Annotated in this window: 16 protein-coding genes and 3 pseudogenes; 11 read left to right on the top strand and 8 right to left on the bottom strand. The window is 63.1% G+C overall.

The genetic code is table 11. The annotated features are described in order from the left end of the window. Positions 1 to 25 precede the first annotated feature (25 nt). A complete protein-coding gene (gene metS, locus CSING_RS12570) occupies positions 26 to 190 on the top strand; it encodes a methionine/alanine import NSS transporter subunit MetS (RefSeq protein ID WP_042532830.1) in 165 nt (54 codons plus the stop codon). A 6-nt stretch (positions 191 to 196) separates the two neighbouring features. Here metS and CSING_RS12565 read toward each other — a convergent pair whose 3' ends face one another. After that, positions 197 to 1,162 (bottom strand): acrylyl-CoA reductase family protein, encoded by a 966-nt coding sequence (locus CSING_RS12565; protein ID WP_042532828.1) that lies wholly within the window; start codon positions 1,160 to 1,162, stop codon positions 197 to 199. 87 nt (positions 1,163 to 1,249) lie between these two features. Between CSING_RS12565 and CSING_RS12560 the strand changes: the two genes are divergently transcribed. Next, positions 1,250 to 1,822 carry a VanZ family protein gene (locus CSING_RS12560; protein ID WP_042532826.1) on the top strand — a complete coding sequence of 191 codons (573 nt, stop codon included), beginning with the start codon at positions 1,250 to 1,252 and terminating at the stop codon, positions 1,820 to 1,822. A 4-nt stretch (positions 1,823 to 1,826) separates the two neighbouring features. Here CSING_RS12560 and CSING_RS12555 read toward each other — a convergent pair whose 3' ends face one another. The 3 genes from CSING_RS12555 to CSING_RS12545 are packed head-to-tail and all read right to left on the bottom strand — an operon-like array spanning position 1,827 to position 4,610. Continuing rightward, positions 1,827 to 2,846, bottom strand: coding sequence for an NAD(P)-binding domain-containing protein (locus tag CSING_RS12555; protein ID WP_042532823.1), 1,020 nt, complete (start codon positions 2,844 to 2,846; stop codon positions 1,827 to 1,829). A 5-nt stretch (positions 2,847 to 2,851) separates the two neighbouring features. Beyond that, entirely contained in the window at positions 2,852 to 3,469 is a 618-nt protein-coding gene (locus tag CSING_RS12550) for a response regulator (RefSeq protein ID WP_042532821.1), read from the bottom strand. Next, a complete protein-coding gene (locus CSING_RS12545) occupies positions 3,462 to 4,610 on the bottom strand; it encodes a sensor histidine kinase (protein WP_042533487.1) in 1,149 nt (382 codons plus the stop codon). Before CSING_RS12545 ends, CSING_RS12550 begins: the two co-directional genes overlap by 8 nt. 115 nt (positions 4,611 to 4,725) lie before the next feature. On the opposite strand from CSING_RS12545, the gene CSING_RS12540 reads away from it, so the two are divergent. The 3 genes from CSING_RS12540 (at position 4,726) to CSING_RS12530 (ending at position 7,272) form a co-directional block, all read left to right on the top strand. Beyond that, positions 4,726 to 5,721, top strand: a complete 996-nt coding sequence (locus CSING_RS12540) for an ABC transporter permease (protein WP_042532819.1) — start codon at positions 4,726 to 4,728, stop codon at positions 5,719 to 5,721. Further along, complete coding sequence (locus tag CSING_RS12535) at positions 5,721 to 6,368, top strand: ABC transporter ATP-binding protein (RefSeq protein ID WP_042532817.1); 648 nt, start codon at positions 5,721 to 5,723, stop codon at positions 6,366 to 6,368. Before CSING_RS12540 ends, CSING_RS12535 begins: the two co-directional genes overlap by 1 nt. Positions 6,369 to 6,495: 127 nt before the next feature. Further along, positions 6,496 to 7,272, top strand: a complete 777-nt coding sequence (locus CSING_RS12530) for a YwaF family protein (RefSeq protein ID WP_236683986.1) — start codon at positions 6,496 to 6,498, stop codon at positions 7,270 to 7,272. Positions 7,273 to 7,414: 142 nt separating this feature from the next. Here the strand turns inward: CSING_RS12530 and CSING_RS12525 are convergent, their stop codons facing one another. Continuing rightward, positions 7,415 to 8,986, bottom strand: a complete 1,572-nt coding sequence (locus CSING_RS12525) for an NAD(P)H-hydrate epimerase (RefSeq protein ID WP_042532813.1) — start codon at positions 8,984 to 8,986, stop codon at positions 7,415 to 7,417. An 11-nt stretch (positions 8,987 to 8,997) separates the two neighbouring features. Beyond that, complete coding sequence (locus tag CSING_RS12520; RefSeq protein ID WP_042532812.1) at positions 8,998 to 9,813, bottom strand: Fpg/Nei family DNA glycosylase; 816 nt, start codon at positions 9,811 to 9,813, stop codon at positions 8,998 to 9,000. A gap of 93 nt (positions 9,814 to 9,906) precedes the next feature. Between CSING_RS12520 and CSING_RS12515 the strand changes: the two genes are divergently transcribed. From CSING_RS12515 to CSING_RS14125, 3 genes and pseudogenes are all read left to right on the top strand, one after another. Further along, a complete protein-coding gene (locus tag CSING_RS12515; protein WP_042532810.1) occupies positions 9,907 to 11,403 on the top strand; it encodes a DUF1846 domain-containing protein in 1,497 nt (498 codons plus the stop codon). Between the two features lie 73 nt (positions 11,404 to 11,476). Then, positions 11,477 to 11,908: pseudogene (locus tag CSING_RS14215) on the top strand (hypothetical protein); the annotation flags it as partial. Positions 11,909 to 11,945: 37 nt separating this feature from the next. Next, positions 11,946 to 12,130 (top strand): annotated as a pseudogene (locus CSING_RS14125) (IS30 family transposase); the annotation flags it as partial. Here the strand turns inward: CSING_RS14125 and CSING_RS14120 are convergent. Then, positions 12,130 to 12,255 carry a hypothetical protein gene (locus tag CSING_RS14120; protein WP_236684078.1) on the bottom strand — a complete coding sequence of 42 codons (126 nt, stop codon included), beginning with the start codon at positions 12,253 to 12,255 and terminating at the stop codon, positions 12,130 to 12,132. The pseudogene CSING_RS14125 and the gene CSING_RS14120 sit on opposite strands and share 1 nt — an antisense overlap. On the opposite strand from CSING_RS14120, the gene CSING_RS14115 reads away from it, so the two are divergent. Both CSING_RS14115 and CSING_RS12505 read left to right on the top strand, forming a co-directional pair. Next, a complete protein-coding gene (locus tag CSING_RS14115; RefSeq protein ID WP_236684081.1) occupies positions 12,245 to 12,544 on the top strand; it encodes a hypothetical protein in 300 nt (99 codons plus the stop codon). The two genes, CSING_RS14120 and CSING_RS14115, sit on opposite strands and share 11 nt — an antisense overlap. 15 nt (positions 12,545 to 12,559) lie before the next feature. Continuing rightward, entirely contained in the window at positions 12,560 to 13,063 is a 504-nt protein-coding gene (locus CSING_RS12505) for an SHOCT domain-containing protein (RefSeq protein ID WP_012714870.1), read from the top strand. A 149-nt stretch (positions 13,064 to 13,212) separates the two neighbouring features. Here the strand turns inward: CSING_RS12505 and CSING_RS13425 are convergent. Beyond that, a pseudogene (locus CSING_RS13425) lies at positions 13,213 to 14,308 on the bottom strand (IS256 family transposase); the annotation flags it as partial. Between CSING_RS13425 and CSING_RS13685 the strand changes: the two are divergent. Continuing rightward, positions 14,300 to 15,370 (top strand): IS30 family transposase, encoded by a 1,071-nt coding sequence (locus CSING_RS13685; protein ID WP_321969368.1) that lies wholly within the window; start codon positions 14,300 to 14,302, stop codon positions 15,368 to 15,370. The pseudogene CSING_RS13425 and the gene CSING_RS13685 overlap by 9 nt on opposite strands. Positions 15,371 to 15,405: the final 35 nt, after the last annotated feature.

The following is a 15,405-nucleotide window of genomic DNA, read 5'->3' as shown; positions in this document are numbered from 1 at the left end:
CCACTACTAAGAAAGGACAACGACAATGACTACGAGCGCAATCCTGCTTTTCATCCTCTTCGTCGTCGTCATCTGGGGCGGGTTGGTGGTCTCCTCCATCTGGCTGGCCCGCAGCGATGATGACACCACGGGCGAGCTCGGCACAGCTCCCGGTACTGATGACGAGGCCTTGTCCCACCGCGTCCACTAAAGCGGACTAGATCTCAACGACAGTGCGCCCGTGACGGGATCCGGCGCGCAGCTCTTCGGCGGCTGCAGCAACATCCTTCAGCTGCACCGTTTCCGTGATGGAGCGCAGCAGGTCGAGGTCTAGGTGATCGTCGAGAAGCTGCCACGCGGCCTCACGTACCGCACGCGGCGCATCCACGGAATTGCCACCGGCCAGGACGATTCCGCGCAAGATAAAGGGCAGCACCGAGGCCGGCAGGTCTGGGCCTGCAGCCATGCCGGTGGCGGCAACCACGCCGCCCCAGCGTACCTGGGCCAAGACGTTGGCCAGGACGGTGGACCCGGCGGTGTCCACGGCGCCGTCGTACAGCGCCTTCTGCAGCGGACGGCCGGTCTCGGAGAGCGCTGCGCGGTCGAGGACGTGGTCCGCGCCCAGCGTGGTGAGGTACTCCGACTGGGAATCAACGCGGCCGGTCACCGCGGTTACCTCGTAGCCTGCGGATTTGAGAAGTTGCACCGCGATGGAGCCCACGCCACCCGTGGCGCCCGTGACGAGGATGTGGCCCTCGGTCGTGCCGTGGGTGCGCAGCTGATTCACGCAGATGGCCGCGGTGTAACCGGCCGTACCAATCGCGGCGGCGTCGCTAGCGCTGAAACGCTCTGGCACGGGGATGGTGGCCTCACCGTTGACGCGCTGCTGGGTGGTGTAGCCGCCGTGGCGGAATTCCCCCAAGCCGTCACCAAACGCGGCGACGAGTTGGCCTTGCTTCAGACGCTCATCCGTGGTCTCTTCCACGGTGCCCACGACGTCAATGCCGGGAACCAGCGGGTCAATGCGCATAACACCCTTATTGCCCTCCAAGGCCATGGCGTCCTTGTAGTTGAGGGACGAGTACTGCACGGTAACGAGCGTATCGCCCTCTGCCAGTAGCGGTTCGTCTTGGAAGGAGTGGGATACTCCGGAATCAGTGCGTGTGACAATCAGTGTGCTCATGCGCACTATCCTACCTGTGCTGTGAAGCAGCATTTTGGCAGAAAATGATCCAGGAACTTGGCAGCAAGTGCCTTTACAGTGAGCACCATGAGCACGACAGAGCTTCGTCATCCCCGTAACCGGCTCGCGCCCGTGCCGGATCTGAATCGGCACATGCTTCGCGACGCCCTCCTCATCACCCTCCTTGCCCTCCTCACCGTGGGCCTCGCCACCCTCGGCAAACCCTTCATGGATATCCCCGGTGTCGTGGACGGTTCTGCCCATGCCGTGCGCAGGGTGAACCTGCACCTCTTCGGCGGTTTCACTACCTCCTCGGTGTGGTACGGCGCCTGGAGCGACCTCTTCGGCAACATCCTTCTCTTCATGCCTTTCGGCGCGGCCGTGTACGTCATGGGGCGTTCCCTTCGTCGGGTGCGCTGGGGCCTAGGCGGTGCCCTGCTCCTCGGTGTGGCAGTGAGCGTGGGAATCGAGAGCGCCCAGTACGTCTTCCGCCTAGGTTTTAGCGATATCGATGATCTCCTCTACAACACGGTGGGAAGTGTTCTTGGCGCGCTGCTTATGGCGCGGCTGAGCCGTGAGAAACAGAAGCAGATTCTGCACCGCTTAGGTTTTGTCCTTGCGCTGGCGGTGGTGGGACTCATCGGAGCGATACTGCTCTAAGCCGCTAGGCAGACTGGTCTCGAACGAGTTCTGCGATATCGGCCGCGACCTGCCGCGCATACGGCGAGACACCGGCAATGGTGGCCGAGCCCGGTCCGGTCCACGTTCCATAGCCCACGGGGAAGAACCCTTCCACCGTGGGCTTTCCTTCTGCCAGCAGCCCGGTGAAAGGGCGCAGAGCGGGGCGGAAACCGGTGGCCCAGACGAGATCGCTAAATCCCTGCTCGGTGAGTTCATCGAGCGAGGTAAACATCGGCGTGGAGCTCAGCAGGCCGCTATCCCGAGCCTTGAGCACCGGCGGGACCATGACGATGTCCCCCAGTTCCGATTCCGGTCCGGGATCGGGTTCGCCCTTGGCCAGCGCAAGCATGCGCTGGCGGTTGCGGCTAAAGAGCACGCGGCCATCGACGTCATCCGGCATCCACCGCGGCGGATGCGTGGTAAACCACGTGGTGTCTACGCCCTTCAAGGCAAGCTCGGCGGCGATTTGGGCCCCCGAGTTGCCCGCGCCGACGACGGCGACACGCTTCGCATCGGGCTGTGCGCCAGGGAGAAACGGTGCGGGGCCGGGGTAGTTCGTGGTGTGCCACTGGCGGCCAGCAAACGCGCCGGGGTAGAAGGGGATAAACGGTGCGGACCACGTGCCCGTGGCGGCGACAACGGTGCGGGCGAGAAACTCCCCGCGGTTCGTGGTGAGGCGGAAGGAGGCGGCGTCATGAAACACAGCGGTGACCTCAACGCCATGCTGAACGGGCAGTCCGTAGCGCTCCTCGTAGCGCGTGAGGTAATCCACCACATGGGTAGCCGGCGGGAAACCGTCATAGTGCGGCATGGGCCAGCCGGGGAGGGTCGAAGACTCGGAATCGCTGAAGAGCGTGAGAGAGTCCCACGCGTGCTGCCAGGCGCCGCCGGGGGAGTCGTTGGCATCGAGGATGAGGAAGTCGAGCTTCTTGCGGCGCAGGTAATAGCCGGTGGCTAGGCCTGATTGGCCACCACCGACGACCACGCAATCGTAGATGTGCATTTTACTTAAATGAGTTTGCGCTCGCGGGCGGCGGAGACGGCCGCAGTGCGGGTGTCCACCCCGAGCTTCTGATAGACGTGAATGAGGTGAGTCTTGACGGTGGCCTCAGAAATGAAGAGCTGCTGCGCAATCTGTTTATTGGAACGGCCCGTCGCCAGCGATTGAAGAATCTCCAGTTCACGGGCGGACAGGGCGGTCTCCGGCTGGGCAAGACGCTCCGCCAAGAGGTTGGTCACCTCGGGTGCTAGGGTGCGCTTGCCCGCAGCGGTATCGAGCACGGCAGTGTGCAGGGCTTCCTCGGGAGCATCCTTGAGCAGGTAGCCCATCGCGCCGGCTTCTACTGCGGCGAGGATATCGGCCTGCGTGTCATACGTGGTGAGGATGAGCACCGGCGGGCCGTCGAGTTCACGCACGCGCCGAGTAGCGGCGATGCCATCGACATCCGGCATCTGGATATCGCAGACGACGACGTCGATCGGGGGGACGTCGCCAAGCGCCAGCTTCTCCACAGCCGAGCCATCCGAGCCCTCCAGCACCACCTCAATGTCGTGAAAGGTGTTGAGGATTGAGCGCAGCCCGGCGCGGACCACGGGGTGATCATCGATGAGCATCACGTTAACCATTGCGCTTGCTTCCTGTAGGGATTCGCACCGCGAGCGCGGTGCCGGCAGGTGAGGATTCTACCTGGACGGTGCCGCCAACGCTGCGCACACGCTGCTCGAGGCCGGTCAGGCCGAAACCACGCGGGCCATCGATTCCGTGGCCGTCGTCAACGACGTCCAAGGTGACCGCATCCGCGAACGCTCCCAGCGTGACCACCGCACGGTCGGCATCGGCATGTTTCATCACGTTGGTCAGGCCCTCGCGCGCACAGCGCAGAATAACATGGTGGAGCTCGGTGGGAACTTCACCACGTCCGGTGAGTTTGAGGCTGAACTGCGTGTGCAGGCCCAGGCCCTTCGCTTGGGCCTGGAGCTCGTCCACGAGGGCGCGCAGGCCTTCATCGATAGAGGAGGCGGGGGAGGCGAGCTCTTTAACAAAACGGCGGGCTTCCGCGAGGTTGTCTTGAGCCACCTTCTCAATGAGGCGCAGCTGCTCCGCCTTTTCTTCTGCGTCCGGGGTGTTCTTGGCGGCGCGGCTGAGCAGCACAATGGAGGAGAGGCCCTGAGCTACGGTGTCGTGAATCTCGCGGGAGAGGCGCTCGCGCTCCTCCAGGCGGCCGGCCTGGTGCTCGGTGGCGGCGAGTTCCTCCTGGGTTTCGCGCAGCTGCTTGGCGACGGCCGCGTGGTGCACCGCCTCCGCTTGAATCTTGCGCGCGGCATGGTAGACGAGCACGGCGAAACACGTGCCGATGAAGGGTCCGATGGCGGCAGCCGCCGTCCATGCTTGGGGATGTAGCCAGGCGGGGATGAAAGCGGCGATAGCCCACAAAATGGCGCTGGCGAGGATACCGGGCCAGAACGGAAGAGCATGGACAAAGACGAAGACCAGCGGAAATTCCATCCACATGAAGTCTTGGGCATGCACCATGAGGCCTATCCACAGCAGGCACAGTGCGGCGAGCCACAGCGTGGTGGGCACGGGCTTGGCGGGCTTGCGGGCGGCGTAGAGCACGAAACCGGCGTAGACCACCGCGAGGGCAATCGCGAGGCCGAAAACCCGGGCATCGAGGCGATCATCGGCCCAGGCGCGGAGCACGCCGAAGACCAGCAGGAATCCGAACATGGCGTGGAGGCCAAAGGTCCACAAGCTGTTTCGCATCATCACGCCGATCCAGCCTATCGCCTTAGCGGTTGAGGCCGAATCAACCAACTGGTTGATTGGAGGTTCAACTAGGTGCCCGATTACTTTCACTGAGCGCATGAGCAGTATGAATACTATGTTCCTTGCATTGAGAGAGATAGTCACCGCCCGCGGTCGTTTCTTCCTGATCGGCGGCGTCGTGGCTCTAATTACGTTGTTGCTCGTTATGCTGTCCGGCCTTACCCAAGGCCTGTCCAAGCAAAATACTTCTGCGCTGGAGGCACTGGGTGAAAACACACCGAACGTGACCTTCTCCGCGGAGGACCCGTCCTTTACGGAATCGGAAATCTTCGCTGAAGACGTCACCGACGGCGCTATCCCGCTGGGCGCTACCCAGACCAAGCTCGATGGCCAAGGCGGCGTAGCTGTCTTCGGCCTGCCGGCTGGCACCCAGATTCCCGGTACGGACACCCTCATCCCGGACCGAGGCATGGTCCTGAGTGAGTCCGTCGATGAGGAGATGAACGCCCCCTCCCAGGCAACGCTCGGTGGAGTCGACCTAGAGGTGCGCGGAGCGGTGCCGGACGAGTACTACTCCCACTCCCCGGTGGTGTGGGTAGACACCGCCACCTGGCAGAAGGTCTCCCACGCCCGCGAGGGCATGGTCGGTGTTGCCCTGTTGAGCGCGGAACCGACTGAGACCTCCGTCTCCATGGGTAAGGCCCTGTCAGGCCTGCCGGCCTACAACTCGGAGCGTGGCTCCCTGCTCACCATGCAGGCTTTCCTCTACGGCATCTCCGCGCTGGTCACCATCGCCTTCCTGAGCATCTGGACCATCCAGCGCACCCGCGATCTGTCCATCCTGCGGGCCCTCGGCGCGAGCGTGACGTACCTGCTCAAGGACGCGATTGCCCAGGCCGCGATCATCCTGGCCGCCGGTGTCGGCGCGGGCGCTCTCGTCGGCTGGCTACTCGGCCTGGCCGCCCAGGGAACCGTGCCCTTCGAGGTCTCCGTAATGACCGTCATCGTCCCCGCGCTGGGAATCTGGCTGCTCGGCATCGCCGGCGCCTTCCTGGCCACCCGCCGCGTTAGCAAGATCAACCCGCTCGATGCCCTAGGAGGCAACGCCTAATGACTAGCACTACTTCTCCCGCCCTGTCGCTTCGCGACGTCGTGGTCACCTACCCGGACGGCCAATCCCGCATCACCGCCCTCGACGGCGTGAGCCTGGATGTGCGGCCCGGCGAGCTCACCGCCGTGATCGGCGAATCCGGTTCCGGCAAGTCCACGCTACTTTCCGTAGCCGCCGGCCTTATCGAGCCGGATTCCGGCACCGTGGAGCACACCGGTTCCCGCGGCCTCATCTTCCAGCAGGCCAACCTTCTGGCTTCCCTCACCGCACGTGAGCAGCTGCTCATCATCGACCACATGGAAGGCCGCAAGCCCCGCCAGGACCGCGCTGATGAGCTGCTCAGCTTCGTGGGCTTGAAGGACTTTGGTAACCGCCGAATGAACCAGCTGTCTGGTGGTCAGCGCCAGCGCGTCAACATCGCCCGCGCTCTGATGGGCCAGCCTTCCGTGTTGCTGGCTGACGAGCCCACCTCCGCCCTGGACTCCAAGCTCTCGCGGGACATCGCCAAGCTGCTGCGCGGAGTCACCGAGGACTTCGACACCGCAACACTCTTCATCACCCACGACCGTAGCCTGCTGGACTACGCCGACCGCGTCGTCGAGGTCAAAGACGGCAAGGTTTCCGCCTACTCGGAGGTTGCGGCCTAGCCCCGTCATTAATTCAAGGAACTAATTTTCCTCCTTGGCGCACGAAATAGGCGAATGCGGAGTACATTAATACTTCGATATGCTTCGACCTCGCCGACCACGGGTAACCCCCACCGATTATGAGCGCATGCAGCAATGGACCCCGCTGCATGCGCTCATGCTGACGATAACCGTCGCTGCCTGCGGCGTCTTTATCGTTGGCGCTCGCCGCGTCAAAGGGACAAGCCGCGAAAAGTTTGTCCGGCAGATGGTGGGCTGGGCCCTGCTGGTCCTCGGTACTGCGTGGACGGTCGTATCCTTGGACCCGAAGCAGTTCGACATCCGGGAATCCCTGCCTCTGCACTTGTGCGACGTGCTGCGCCCCATCTTGGCGCTGGGTCTTATTACTGACAATGAACACGCGCTGACCCTGACGTACTTCTGGGGCATCATCCTTAACCCGCAGGCCATCATCACCCCGGACGTCATCTACTACTTCTCTCCGCGCTGGCTGCGCTTTGCCACCTATTGGTTCTTCCACATCGTGGCCCTGGCCGTGCCGCTAGGCCTTACCTTTGGCCTGGGCTACCGCCCCACCTGGAAGGGATACCGCTTCGCCGTCAAAGTCACGCCCGTGTGGATGGCCATCGCGATGGCGGTCAACGCGAAGACCGACGGCAACTACGGCTTCCTCAACCACGCGCCGGGAAGCCCCTCCATCATCAACCTGTTCGGGCCCTGGCCCGGATACATCGCGGTGGAAACCCTCGCCGTCATGGCTGCTTGGGCCGCAATGACATGGCCGTGGGAAAACACCTCGCTGCGCCGCGGCACCACGGCCGTGGGCACTCGGGGACTGCTGCGCAAGTCCGTCGGCACCGCCTCCGGGATTCTGCGCCGGGCCACGGTACGTTTTCGTAAATAGTCTCCCCAAAACCGCGAATTTTTAGCCCTTGTGTGCGAGAACGTACCGCCGTGAAGGCTTCGGACTACGGATCGATCAAATAGGGGCTTAGATCTCTAAGTTTTTCGGACTCTTTTTTGATCGAAACGTACTTTTCAGCGCGCTAGCGTTCCGCATTGAGGAGCCGCGCAATGGCTTGCGGGATGGCTGCGGCGATCTGGGAGGCCGAACAGGGGGCGAGGCCGTCGGGGGTCTCAGCCGCGATGGCCGCCGCGTGTGCGTGGATGGCCCCGGCGTGGAGGACCTCGGTGATGACCTCGACAGGAGTGTCGGCAGACAGCTGGGCGATGACCGCGCCGAGGATCCCAGAGAGCACGTCGCCGGAGCCAGGGGTCGCGGCAAAAGAATGGCCGGCGTTGAAGGAATAGATTGGCTGATCCGGAGCGGTGACGCGGGTCAGGCGGCCCTTGAGCAGGATGATGCTGTTCAATTCCTCCGCAAGTCGGTGCAGAGCTTCACCCCACGCGGCGGATGGCGCAGCTGAGAAGGCGGCCTCGTACAGGCGGGTGAACTCGCCCTCGTGTGGGGTGAGGATGGTGAGCGGGTGCGCGGCCACGAGCTGGCGCAGTGAGGTGTTGGTGGCCAGGAGCGTGAGGGCGTCGGCATCGATAACGGTGGGCAGGCCTTGTGCCAGTACCTTTCGCAGTTCGGTGGCCGCCGCCGAATCGGTGCCGCGGCCGGGACCCACGACCCACGCCTGGGCGCGCCCGGAGGAGGGGACGTCTGGGTGGCAGACCAGCTCGGGGAGAAGCGAGGTAATGGTGTTGTCACCGATGAAGCGCACCATCGACGGCGTGGCACGCACCGCCGCGGTGGCGCAGAGGACGCCCGCGCCGGGATAGGTGTCGCTGCCGGCGGCCAGGGCGACGACGCCGCCGGAATACTTATCAGAGCGCGCGCCGGGCGTGGGATCTGTAATGGGACCGGTGCAGCCGACCGGCCAGGGGCGGGTTGCACGCCCACCAGGAAGATCGAGTTCACCCGGTTGCCACTCCCAGGGGGAGGAAAGGGTGGGCTCGTGGGCGATGTAGCCTGCGGGTTCGTCAAGGTCCGCGAGGGTTTCTGCGAAGGAAGGCGCGCCGGGCAGGAAGAGATTGGAGACCACGACCTGTCCGCACTCAGTGGCCAGCGCGTGGCCCAGGCGGGGAAAACCGAAGGTGACGGTGACATCTGCCTCGACGGCATCCACGGCGCACACTCCGGTATCGGCATCGACGCCGGTGGGCATGTCAACGGCCACGACCGCGGTGTCGGCAGCGGTGGCCTGCTGGTAGAGGGACAAGGCTGCGCCGGAGAGGCCGCGGGCGGAGCCGAGGCCGGCGATGGCGTCGATAAGCAGTGCGGTGCCTGTCGGCAGAGCGGCATCGGAAGGAAGGACCGTGCCACCCGCAGCGAGGAACGCATCCAGTGCAGCGTCGTGGTGCTCTTGGGGGACTAGGGCGTGAACGTCCACGCCGCGCTCAGCCAAGAGTGCACCGGCGTAGAGGCCATCGCCGCCGTTGCCGCCTGGGCCGGCCAGGATGAGCACCGTGCCGGGGCGGGCGGCCAGCATGGTGTCGGCAGCCTCCGCCACCGCTGCGGCGGCGAGCCGCATGAGCTGATCCGGCTCCGATTGCTGGGCTAGAAGCCGCTCTTCAGCAGCACGAACAGTGGCAACGGTGTAGGCAGGGCGCATAACTGACCACCCTAGCGCGCGGGTTGGCAGGTGGGGCACCAGAAGAGGTTGCGGCCCTGCATGACCTTCTCCTGTATCTCCGTGCCGCACACATGGCAGGGCTGCCCGGCGCGGCGGTAGACGTAGACCTCGCCGCCGTGGTCATCCTTGCGGGGCTCGCGGCCCATGGCCTCTGGCGTGTGGGCATCCCGGACGGTGTCGATGCGGCCGTGCTCCACGCCGTAGTCCATAAGTTCCACCAGGTCAGACCAGATGGCGTCGAACTCTGCGCGGTCCAGCTGGTTGCCGGGGATAAAGGGAGAGAGCTCCTGGCGGAAGAGGGTTTCGGCGCGATAGATATTTCCCACACCGGCGAACAGTCCTTGGTCCATAAGCTGAGCGCCGATGCTGCGTCGTGAGGCATGCACACGGGCCCACAGAGCATTCGAGTCGGCATCCTCACGCAGAGGATCCTGCCCCACTTTCGCCACCTTGGCCTGGTACTCCTCTTCCGTGATGAGCGTGCAGAACTGCGGGCCGCGCAGGTTGGCAGCGGTGCTCCCGTTATCCAGGCGAAGCCGAATCTGGCCCCACACATCCGCCGAGGGTTCGAAGCGCAGCGAGCCAATGAGGCCTAAGTGAATGTAGATGACGTGGCGCGGATCCGCGGCGTCGAAGTGGATAAAGAGGTGTTTGCCAAAGGCCTCGGCGAGGGTGAGTGAGGAGCCGTCGACAAGCACTGCTTCGGAGGCGAACCTACCCTGCGGGCTGCTCACGGCCAGGGGGCCGCTGCGGAAGTCGGCGTTGAGCGTGCGGGCGAGGCGGTGAATGACATGTCCCTCAGGCATAGGGAAAAGTTTACGCGGCCTTGGTGTTCGGGCCACGTCGGGGTGCTGCTGTAGACTTCATGAGTACTATCCCGTTGGACGGAAGGGCCCATTATGAGGCGCGCGCTCGGTTTTGACCGTGAGAAATATATTGAACTGCAGTCGGAGCACATCAACGCCCGCCGGGAGGAGATCGGCGGCAAGCTCTACCTGGAAATGGGCGGCAAGCTCTTTGATGACATGCATGCCTCCCGTGTTCTCCCCGGATTCACCCCGGACAACAAGATCGCCATGCTGGAGCGCATCAAGGACGATCTGGAAATCCTGATCTGCATCAACGCCAAGGACATCGAGCGTCAGAAGATGCGCGGTGACCTGGGTATTCTTTATGAAGATGACGTGCTGCGCTTGGTGGATGTCTTCCGCGGCCGCGGCTTCTTGGTCAACAACATCGTCATGACCCAGCTGGAGGACGGCAACAGCCAGGCCGAGGCGTTCATTGAGCGCCTGGAGCGGCTGGGGCTTAAGGTGGCGCGCCACCGCGTCATCCCGGGCTATCCCTCCAACATCGACCTCATTGTCTCGGAAGAGGGGCTGGGCAAGAACGACTACGTGGAGACCACTCGTGACCTTGTGGTGGTTACCGCGCCGGGGCCGGGCTCCGGCAAGCTGGCCACTGCGTTGTCGCAGGTCTACCACGAGAACGTCCGCGGCGTGCAGGCAGGCTACGCCAAGTTTGAGACCTTCCCCATCTGGAACCTCCCGCTGGATCACCCGGTGAACCTGGCGTACGAGGCCGCGACGGTGGACCTTAACGATGCCAACGTTATCGACCACTTCCACCTCTCCGCCCACGGCGAGTCCACGGTGAACTACAATCGCGACGTCGAGGCCTTCCCGCTGCTCAAGTCCCTGCTGGAGCGCCTGACCGGCACGGTGCCGTACCAGTCCCCGACGGACATGGGCGTCAACATGGCGGGCTTCTGCATCACTGATGACGCCGTGTGCCGCGATGCGTCCAAGCAGGAGATCATTCGCCGTTACTTCAAGGCGCTGGTGGAGGAGGCCCGCAACGGCCTGGACTCCACGCAGTCCGAGCGCGCGGCCGTGGTCATGGCCAAGGCCGGCATCAAGTCCACCGACCGCCCGGTGGTGCTGCCGGCGCGGGCGAAGGCGGAGGAGACCGAGGGGCCGGCGTCGGCGCTGCAGCTGCACGACGGCACCATTATCACCGGCCGCACCTCCCCGCTGCTGGGCTGCTCCGCGGCCACCCTGCTCAACGCCTTGAAGCACCTGGCGGGCATTGACGACGACCTCCACCTGCTGTCCCCGGAGTCCATCGAGCCGATTCAGACTCTGAAGACCAAGCACCTGGGGTCTCAGAACCCGCGCCTGCACACCGACGAGGTGCTCATCGCCCTGTCGGTCTCGGCGGCGAAGGACGAGAACGCGCGCCGCGCGCTCGACGCACTCAAGGAGCTCGAGGGCTGCGACGTGCACACCACCACCATCCTGGGCTCGGTGGATGAAGGCATCTTCCGCAACCTGGGCGTGCTCGTGACCTCCGACCCGGTCTTTGCTCGCAAGAGCGCGCTGTACCAGAAGCGCTAGACCCGGCAAGGCCCCTGCCCCGCATTTCCCCAGACCTGCACCCCGAAAGTCCCTGCGTGCTGTCAAGGGGTGAATGCGCCACTTCGACCGGGAGGTAGTTGTGACGCGTTGGACTCCGAAGGATGTTAAGGATGTTGCTATTGAGCGCGTGGTGGCAGGCGAGGCAGTTTGTCTGGTTGCGCGTGATGTGGGTGTGGGTCCCGATACGGTTTACGGTTGGTTGAGGGTTAGAGGTGTCGAACCTCCTGGCAGGCGTGCGAGTCGTCTGCGTGATCCGTTTGTCCGTGAGGCTGTTGGGTTGGTGCGTGCAGGTATGTCGATCAATCAAGCAGCACAGACTGTTGGATTATCGACTGGCGTGCTTCACAGCAGGTTGAAGAAAGCTGGTGTAATCGAAGTGCGGCCTAGACGCGCACGTTTGTCACCTGATGAGCGTGCCCAGGCCGTGGAGCGAGTGCTTGCTGGTGAGAGCTGTCAGACTGTGGCTGATGCTGTCGGTGTGCATCCTTCTACCGTGTATGAGTGGATAAGGAAGCAACGGTATGCGCAATTACGCCGGCAGCGACACCGCAGAACGCCTGATGAGGCGGTGGTGTCTATGCCAGATACAGGCAAGAAGCTGGGTAAAGATACTGTTATGCCAGCACCGTTGAAAACTCAGGCCGTTGATGGATTTCCTAGCGCCGCTTTAGATAAACAGGGCATGGTAGGGCGTGGTCGCAGGCTTCACTGACGTCGCTTTATTAGGTGTACTGACCGGGTACGTTGCGGGCACGCCGGTTCGGCGCACCGCCACAGCCGCTTGCGCCACACCAGCAGCACCGGCCGCCCCGCCGAGGGGATGTCACGCACCAGATGCTCACGCCGGCCGTGGGCCACCGCGACCACCCCGCACCGCGGGCACCCGGTCACCGACTCGGAGGTCTCCACCAACAGCTCCAGCTCACCGCCGTACTCACCGACGGCAAGCACCACCAACCCCGAGATGCCGAGCATCGCAGCGGGCAGGACGGTAGCCTCAACACTCACCTGGGACTCCTCTCGATCCGTTGCTTGGTCGCTACGAATCGTGGAGTCCCAGGCCCGTCTTCACCAGCCCAACTCGGTCAGCGCGTCGCAACCCGGCTACCACGCTTGGTGAGGAAAAGCTGCTAACATGGTTCGGCGACGGCCCGGGCACGTCCTTGTTCCTAACCGTCGTGCGCTGGGGTCCGCGTGGACCGCTCGGCCAGCGTCCATCCAGTCAGGAGGCAGTCAGCAAATGTTCGACGACAACGGCTCATTCCTACTCGCCATGTTCGAGTTCTTCATCTTCTTCGCATGGTTCATGTCCCTGTGGTGGATCTTCGGAGATCTCTTCCGCAGCAAGGACCTCGGCGGCTTCGCGAAGGCGCTGTGGGTGGTGTTCATCCTCGCGCTGCCGTTCATCGGAATGCTCGCGTACCTGCTTGTTCGAGGTCGGGGGATGACCGACCGCGCGGTCGAGGCGCGCCAGGAGCTCCAGCAGCGGCAGGATGAGTACATCAAGTCCGTCGCCGGCGGCTCCGCCGGATCGAGCCCGACCGATGAGATCGCCTCGGCGAAGGCCCTTCTCGACTCGGGAGCGATTACCCAGCAGGAGTTCGACCAGATCAAGGCAAGGGCGCTCTCCTCGGTCTGACCCTGGTCCGCTCCCTCGCCAGCCGCAGCGTCGCGGTCCGAGGGCGGCCATCCGGCGCGGCCTAGGTATTCGCCAAGTGTGCGGCTTGCGCGCGCGAGCAGGCGCATACCGGGCAGAGGGTGTCCGATTGTTTGTGTGCGGGGGGTGGTTTACAAGTAGTCCGCGAATCGGTCGGGGTAAGCCACGGCTAGTTGGTTGATGGCTTGTTTCCACCCGGTGGCTTTCGCTCCTTCAATATAGCCGTTGCACTCAATGTTGCGCTTTGCTTTCTTCGCTCGCTGGGCGGCACGCTTGTTCGATGTTGCAGATCATCAGCCACAGCGTTTTCTGCGCCGCGGTATCGTTCGGGAATTGGCCCCTGTTGCGGGTAGCTTTACGCAGTTCAGCATTCAGCGACTCGATTGAATTGGTGGTGTAGAGCACCCGGCGTGCCGCCGGCGGAAACTGCAGAAACGGCACGAACCGCTCCCAAGCGTCGCGCCAGACTTTGACCGACTGCGGGTATTTCCGGCCCAGTTCACTGGCTTCGAACGCATCCAAGGCGGCACGGGCGGTGTCCTCGTTTGCGGCCGTGTAGACCTCACGCAGCGCCCGGGAGACACCTTTGCGGTCCTGATACGACACCCACCGGTTCGTAGCCCGAATCAGGTGCACAATGCAGGTCTGCACCATGGAATTCGGCCAGGTTGCCTCCACGGCTTCCGGCAAGCCTTTGAGCCCGTCGCAGCACACAATGAACACGTCCTGGACACCGCGGTTGGCCAGATCCGCGCACACCGATGCCCAGAATGCAGCGCCTTCATTGTCGGCGATCCACAATCCCAGGATGTGCTTGATGCCGTCCATGTCGACACCAACCGCCATACAGCAGGCTTTGTTGACCACGTGGTGGCCGTCACGGATTTTCACGCGTAGCGCGTCGAGGAAGATCACCGGGTAAAACTCGTCGAGCTGGCGGTTTTGTCAGATCATGACCTCGTCTAACACCGCATCGGTAATGGTGCTGATCGTATCCGGGCTCATATCCACCCCAAGGGTGGTCGCGAGGTGATGCTGGATATCGCGCACTGTCATCCCGCCGGCGTAGAGCGAGACGATCATGTCGTCGAGTTCTGTGAGCCGGCGTGCGCCCTTGGGCACCATCCGGGGAGTAAACGTGCCGGCACGATCCCTGGGCACGGTCACTTCCACCGCGCCGTAGCCAGAATTGACGGTCTTGGTGTACGACCCGTTGCGGTGATTGCTCTCCTGCGCGGTTTCCACCTGGGCTTTGGCCTTGCGGTCGGAATGGCTATTGAAGCGGGATGTCGTGTCGGTGATTCGGCACGTGCCATCGCGCAGAAAATCAATCGGCACCACAGTGTTGTCGCCCGTGAAATCACCCGTAATGGGTGGAAGATTATCGGTGAAGACGGCGAAGAGCAGTTGCGGTATAACGCCCACAACGCTGCTGTTTCTACTGCTGGTCGGATGGTGCGGCCAAAACTACGCAAGCTCGATGAAAGCCCAACGCTTCGGGGTGTAGTGGTCGATTGCCTTGCCCGCAGGTGGTCCCCTGGGCGCATTAGTGCATGGCTTGAGCATGTTTTCAGCGATGATGAAAGCATGCGTATTTCCCACGAAGCGATTTACAGTGCCTTGTACATTCAAGGCAGAGGCAGCCTGCGCGCCGAGCTTGAAGAAGTCATGAAGACCAAAGACGTACTTATCCGCGGCGGCGTAACCCGCAAACGTCGTGCCCGAAACGCTGGCGTGTTAACTGGTCGCCCTTGGATCAAAGGTGCTGAGATTACCCACCGCAGCCCGGAGGCTGATGACAGGACTATCCCCGGGCACTGGGAAGGCGATCTTGTCATTGGTAAAGGTGGCAAAAGCGCGCTGATTACCCTAGTAGAGCGCACCAGCCGTTACACCCTGCTTGGGCGCCTTCCCGATGAGCACAGTTCACACACCGTGGTCGCAACCCTGCAGAACATGGTCAAAGACCTCAACATCGAGCAGCTAAAGACCATCACGTGGGACCAAGGGGTGGAAATGGCTGTCACAGCACAAGTCCAGATCAAAGACGGCTGCCAGGTCTTCTTCTGCGACCCGCACTCACCGTGGCAGAGACCAACCAACGAGAACACCAACGGCGAGATCAGGCGCCGGTTCTACAAAAAAGGAACCGACTTTGCCACCGTCGCACCCGAACATGTCGCGTGGGTGCAAAACGAGCTCAACGAAACTCCCCGGCAAATCCTCGGTGGCGCAACCCCACGTGAAATACTAAACGAACTATTCAAGCGTGGCGCATCCACCGCTTGATTCCGCCCTGGTGGGTGGTGGGGCGTCGGCAAGCG

The organism is Corynebacterium singulare, from assembly GCF_000833575.1.
Taxonomy (GTDB): Bacteria; Actinomycetota; Actinomycetes; order Mycobacteriales; family Mycobacteriaceae; genus Corynebacterium; species Corynebacterium singulare.
This window is presented reverse-complemented; position numbering and strand designations above follow the sequence as displayed.

Excerpts from the sequence above, each read along its gene's own strand:
- metS (WP_042532830.1), top strand. The coding sequence starts at position 26 with ATGACTACGAGCGCAATCCTGCTTTTCATCCTCTTCGTCGTCGTCATC.
- CSING_RS12565 (WP_042532828.1), bottom strand. The coding sequence starts at position 1,162 with ATGAGCACACTGATTGTCACACGCACTGATTCCGGAGTATCCCACTCC.
- CSING_RS12560 (WP_042532826.1), top strand. The coding sequence starts at position 1,250 with ATGAGCACGACAGAGCTTCGTCATCCCCGTAACCGGCTCGCGCCCGTG.
- CSING_RS12555 (WP_042532823.1), bottom strand. The coding sequence starts at position 2,846 with ATGCACATCTACGATTGCGTGGTCGTCGGTGGTGGCCAATCAGGCCTA.
- CSING_RS12550 (WP_042532821.1), bottom strand. The coding sequence starts at position 3,469 with ATGGTTAACGTGATGCTCATCGATGATCACCCCGTGGTCCGCGCCGGG.
- CSING_RS12545 (WP_042533487.1), bottom strand. The coding sequence starts at position 4,610 with ATGATGCGAAACAGCTTGTGGACCTTTGGCCTCCACGCCATGTTCGGA.
- CSING_RS12540 (WP_042532819.1), top strand. The coding sequence starts at position 4,726 with ATGTTCCTTGCATTGAGAGAGATAGTCACCGCCCGCGGTCGTTTCTTC.
- CSING_RS12535 (WP_042532817.1), top strand. The coding sequence starts at position 5,721 with ATGACTAGCACTACTTCTCCCGCCCTGTCGCTTCGCGACGTCGTGGTC.
- CSING_RS12530 (WP_236683986.1), top strand. The coding sequence starts at position 6,496 with ATGCAGCAATGGACCCCGCTGCATGCGCTCATGCTGACGATAACCGTC.
- CSING_RS12525 (WP_042532813.1), bottom strand. The coding sequence starts at position 8,986 with ATGCGCCCTGCCTACACCGTTGCCACTGTTCGTGCTGCTGAAGAGCGG.
- CSING_RS12520 (WP_042532812.1), bottom strand. The coding sequence starts at position 9,813 with ATGCCTGAGGGACATGTCATTCACCGCCTCGCCCGCACGCTCAACGCC.
- CSING_RS12515 (WP_042532810.1), top strand. The coding sequence starts at position 9,907 with ATGAGGCGCGCGCTCGGTTTTGACCGTGAGAAATATATTGAACTGCAG.
- CSING_RS14115 (WP_236684081.1), top strand. The coding sequence starts at position 12,245 with ATGTCACGCACCAGATGCTCACGCCGGCCGTGGGCCACCGCGACCACC.
- CSING_RS12505 (WP_012714870.1), top strand. The coding sequence starts at position 12,560 with ATGGTTCGGCGACGGCCCGGGCACGTCCTTGTTCCTAACCGTCGTGCG.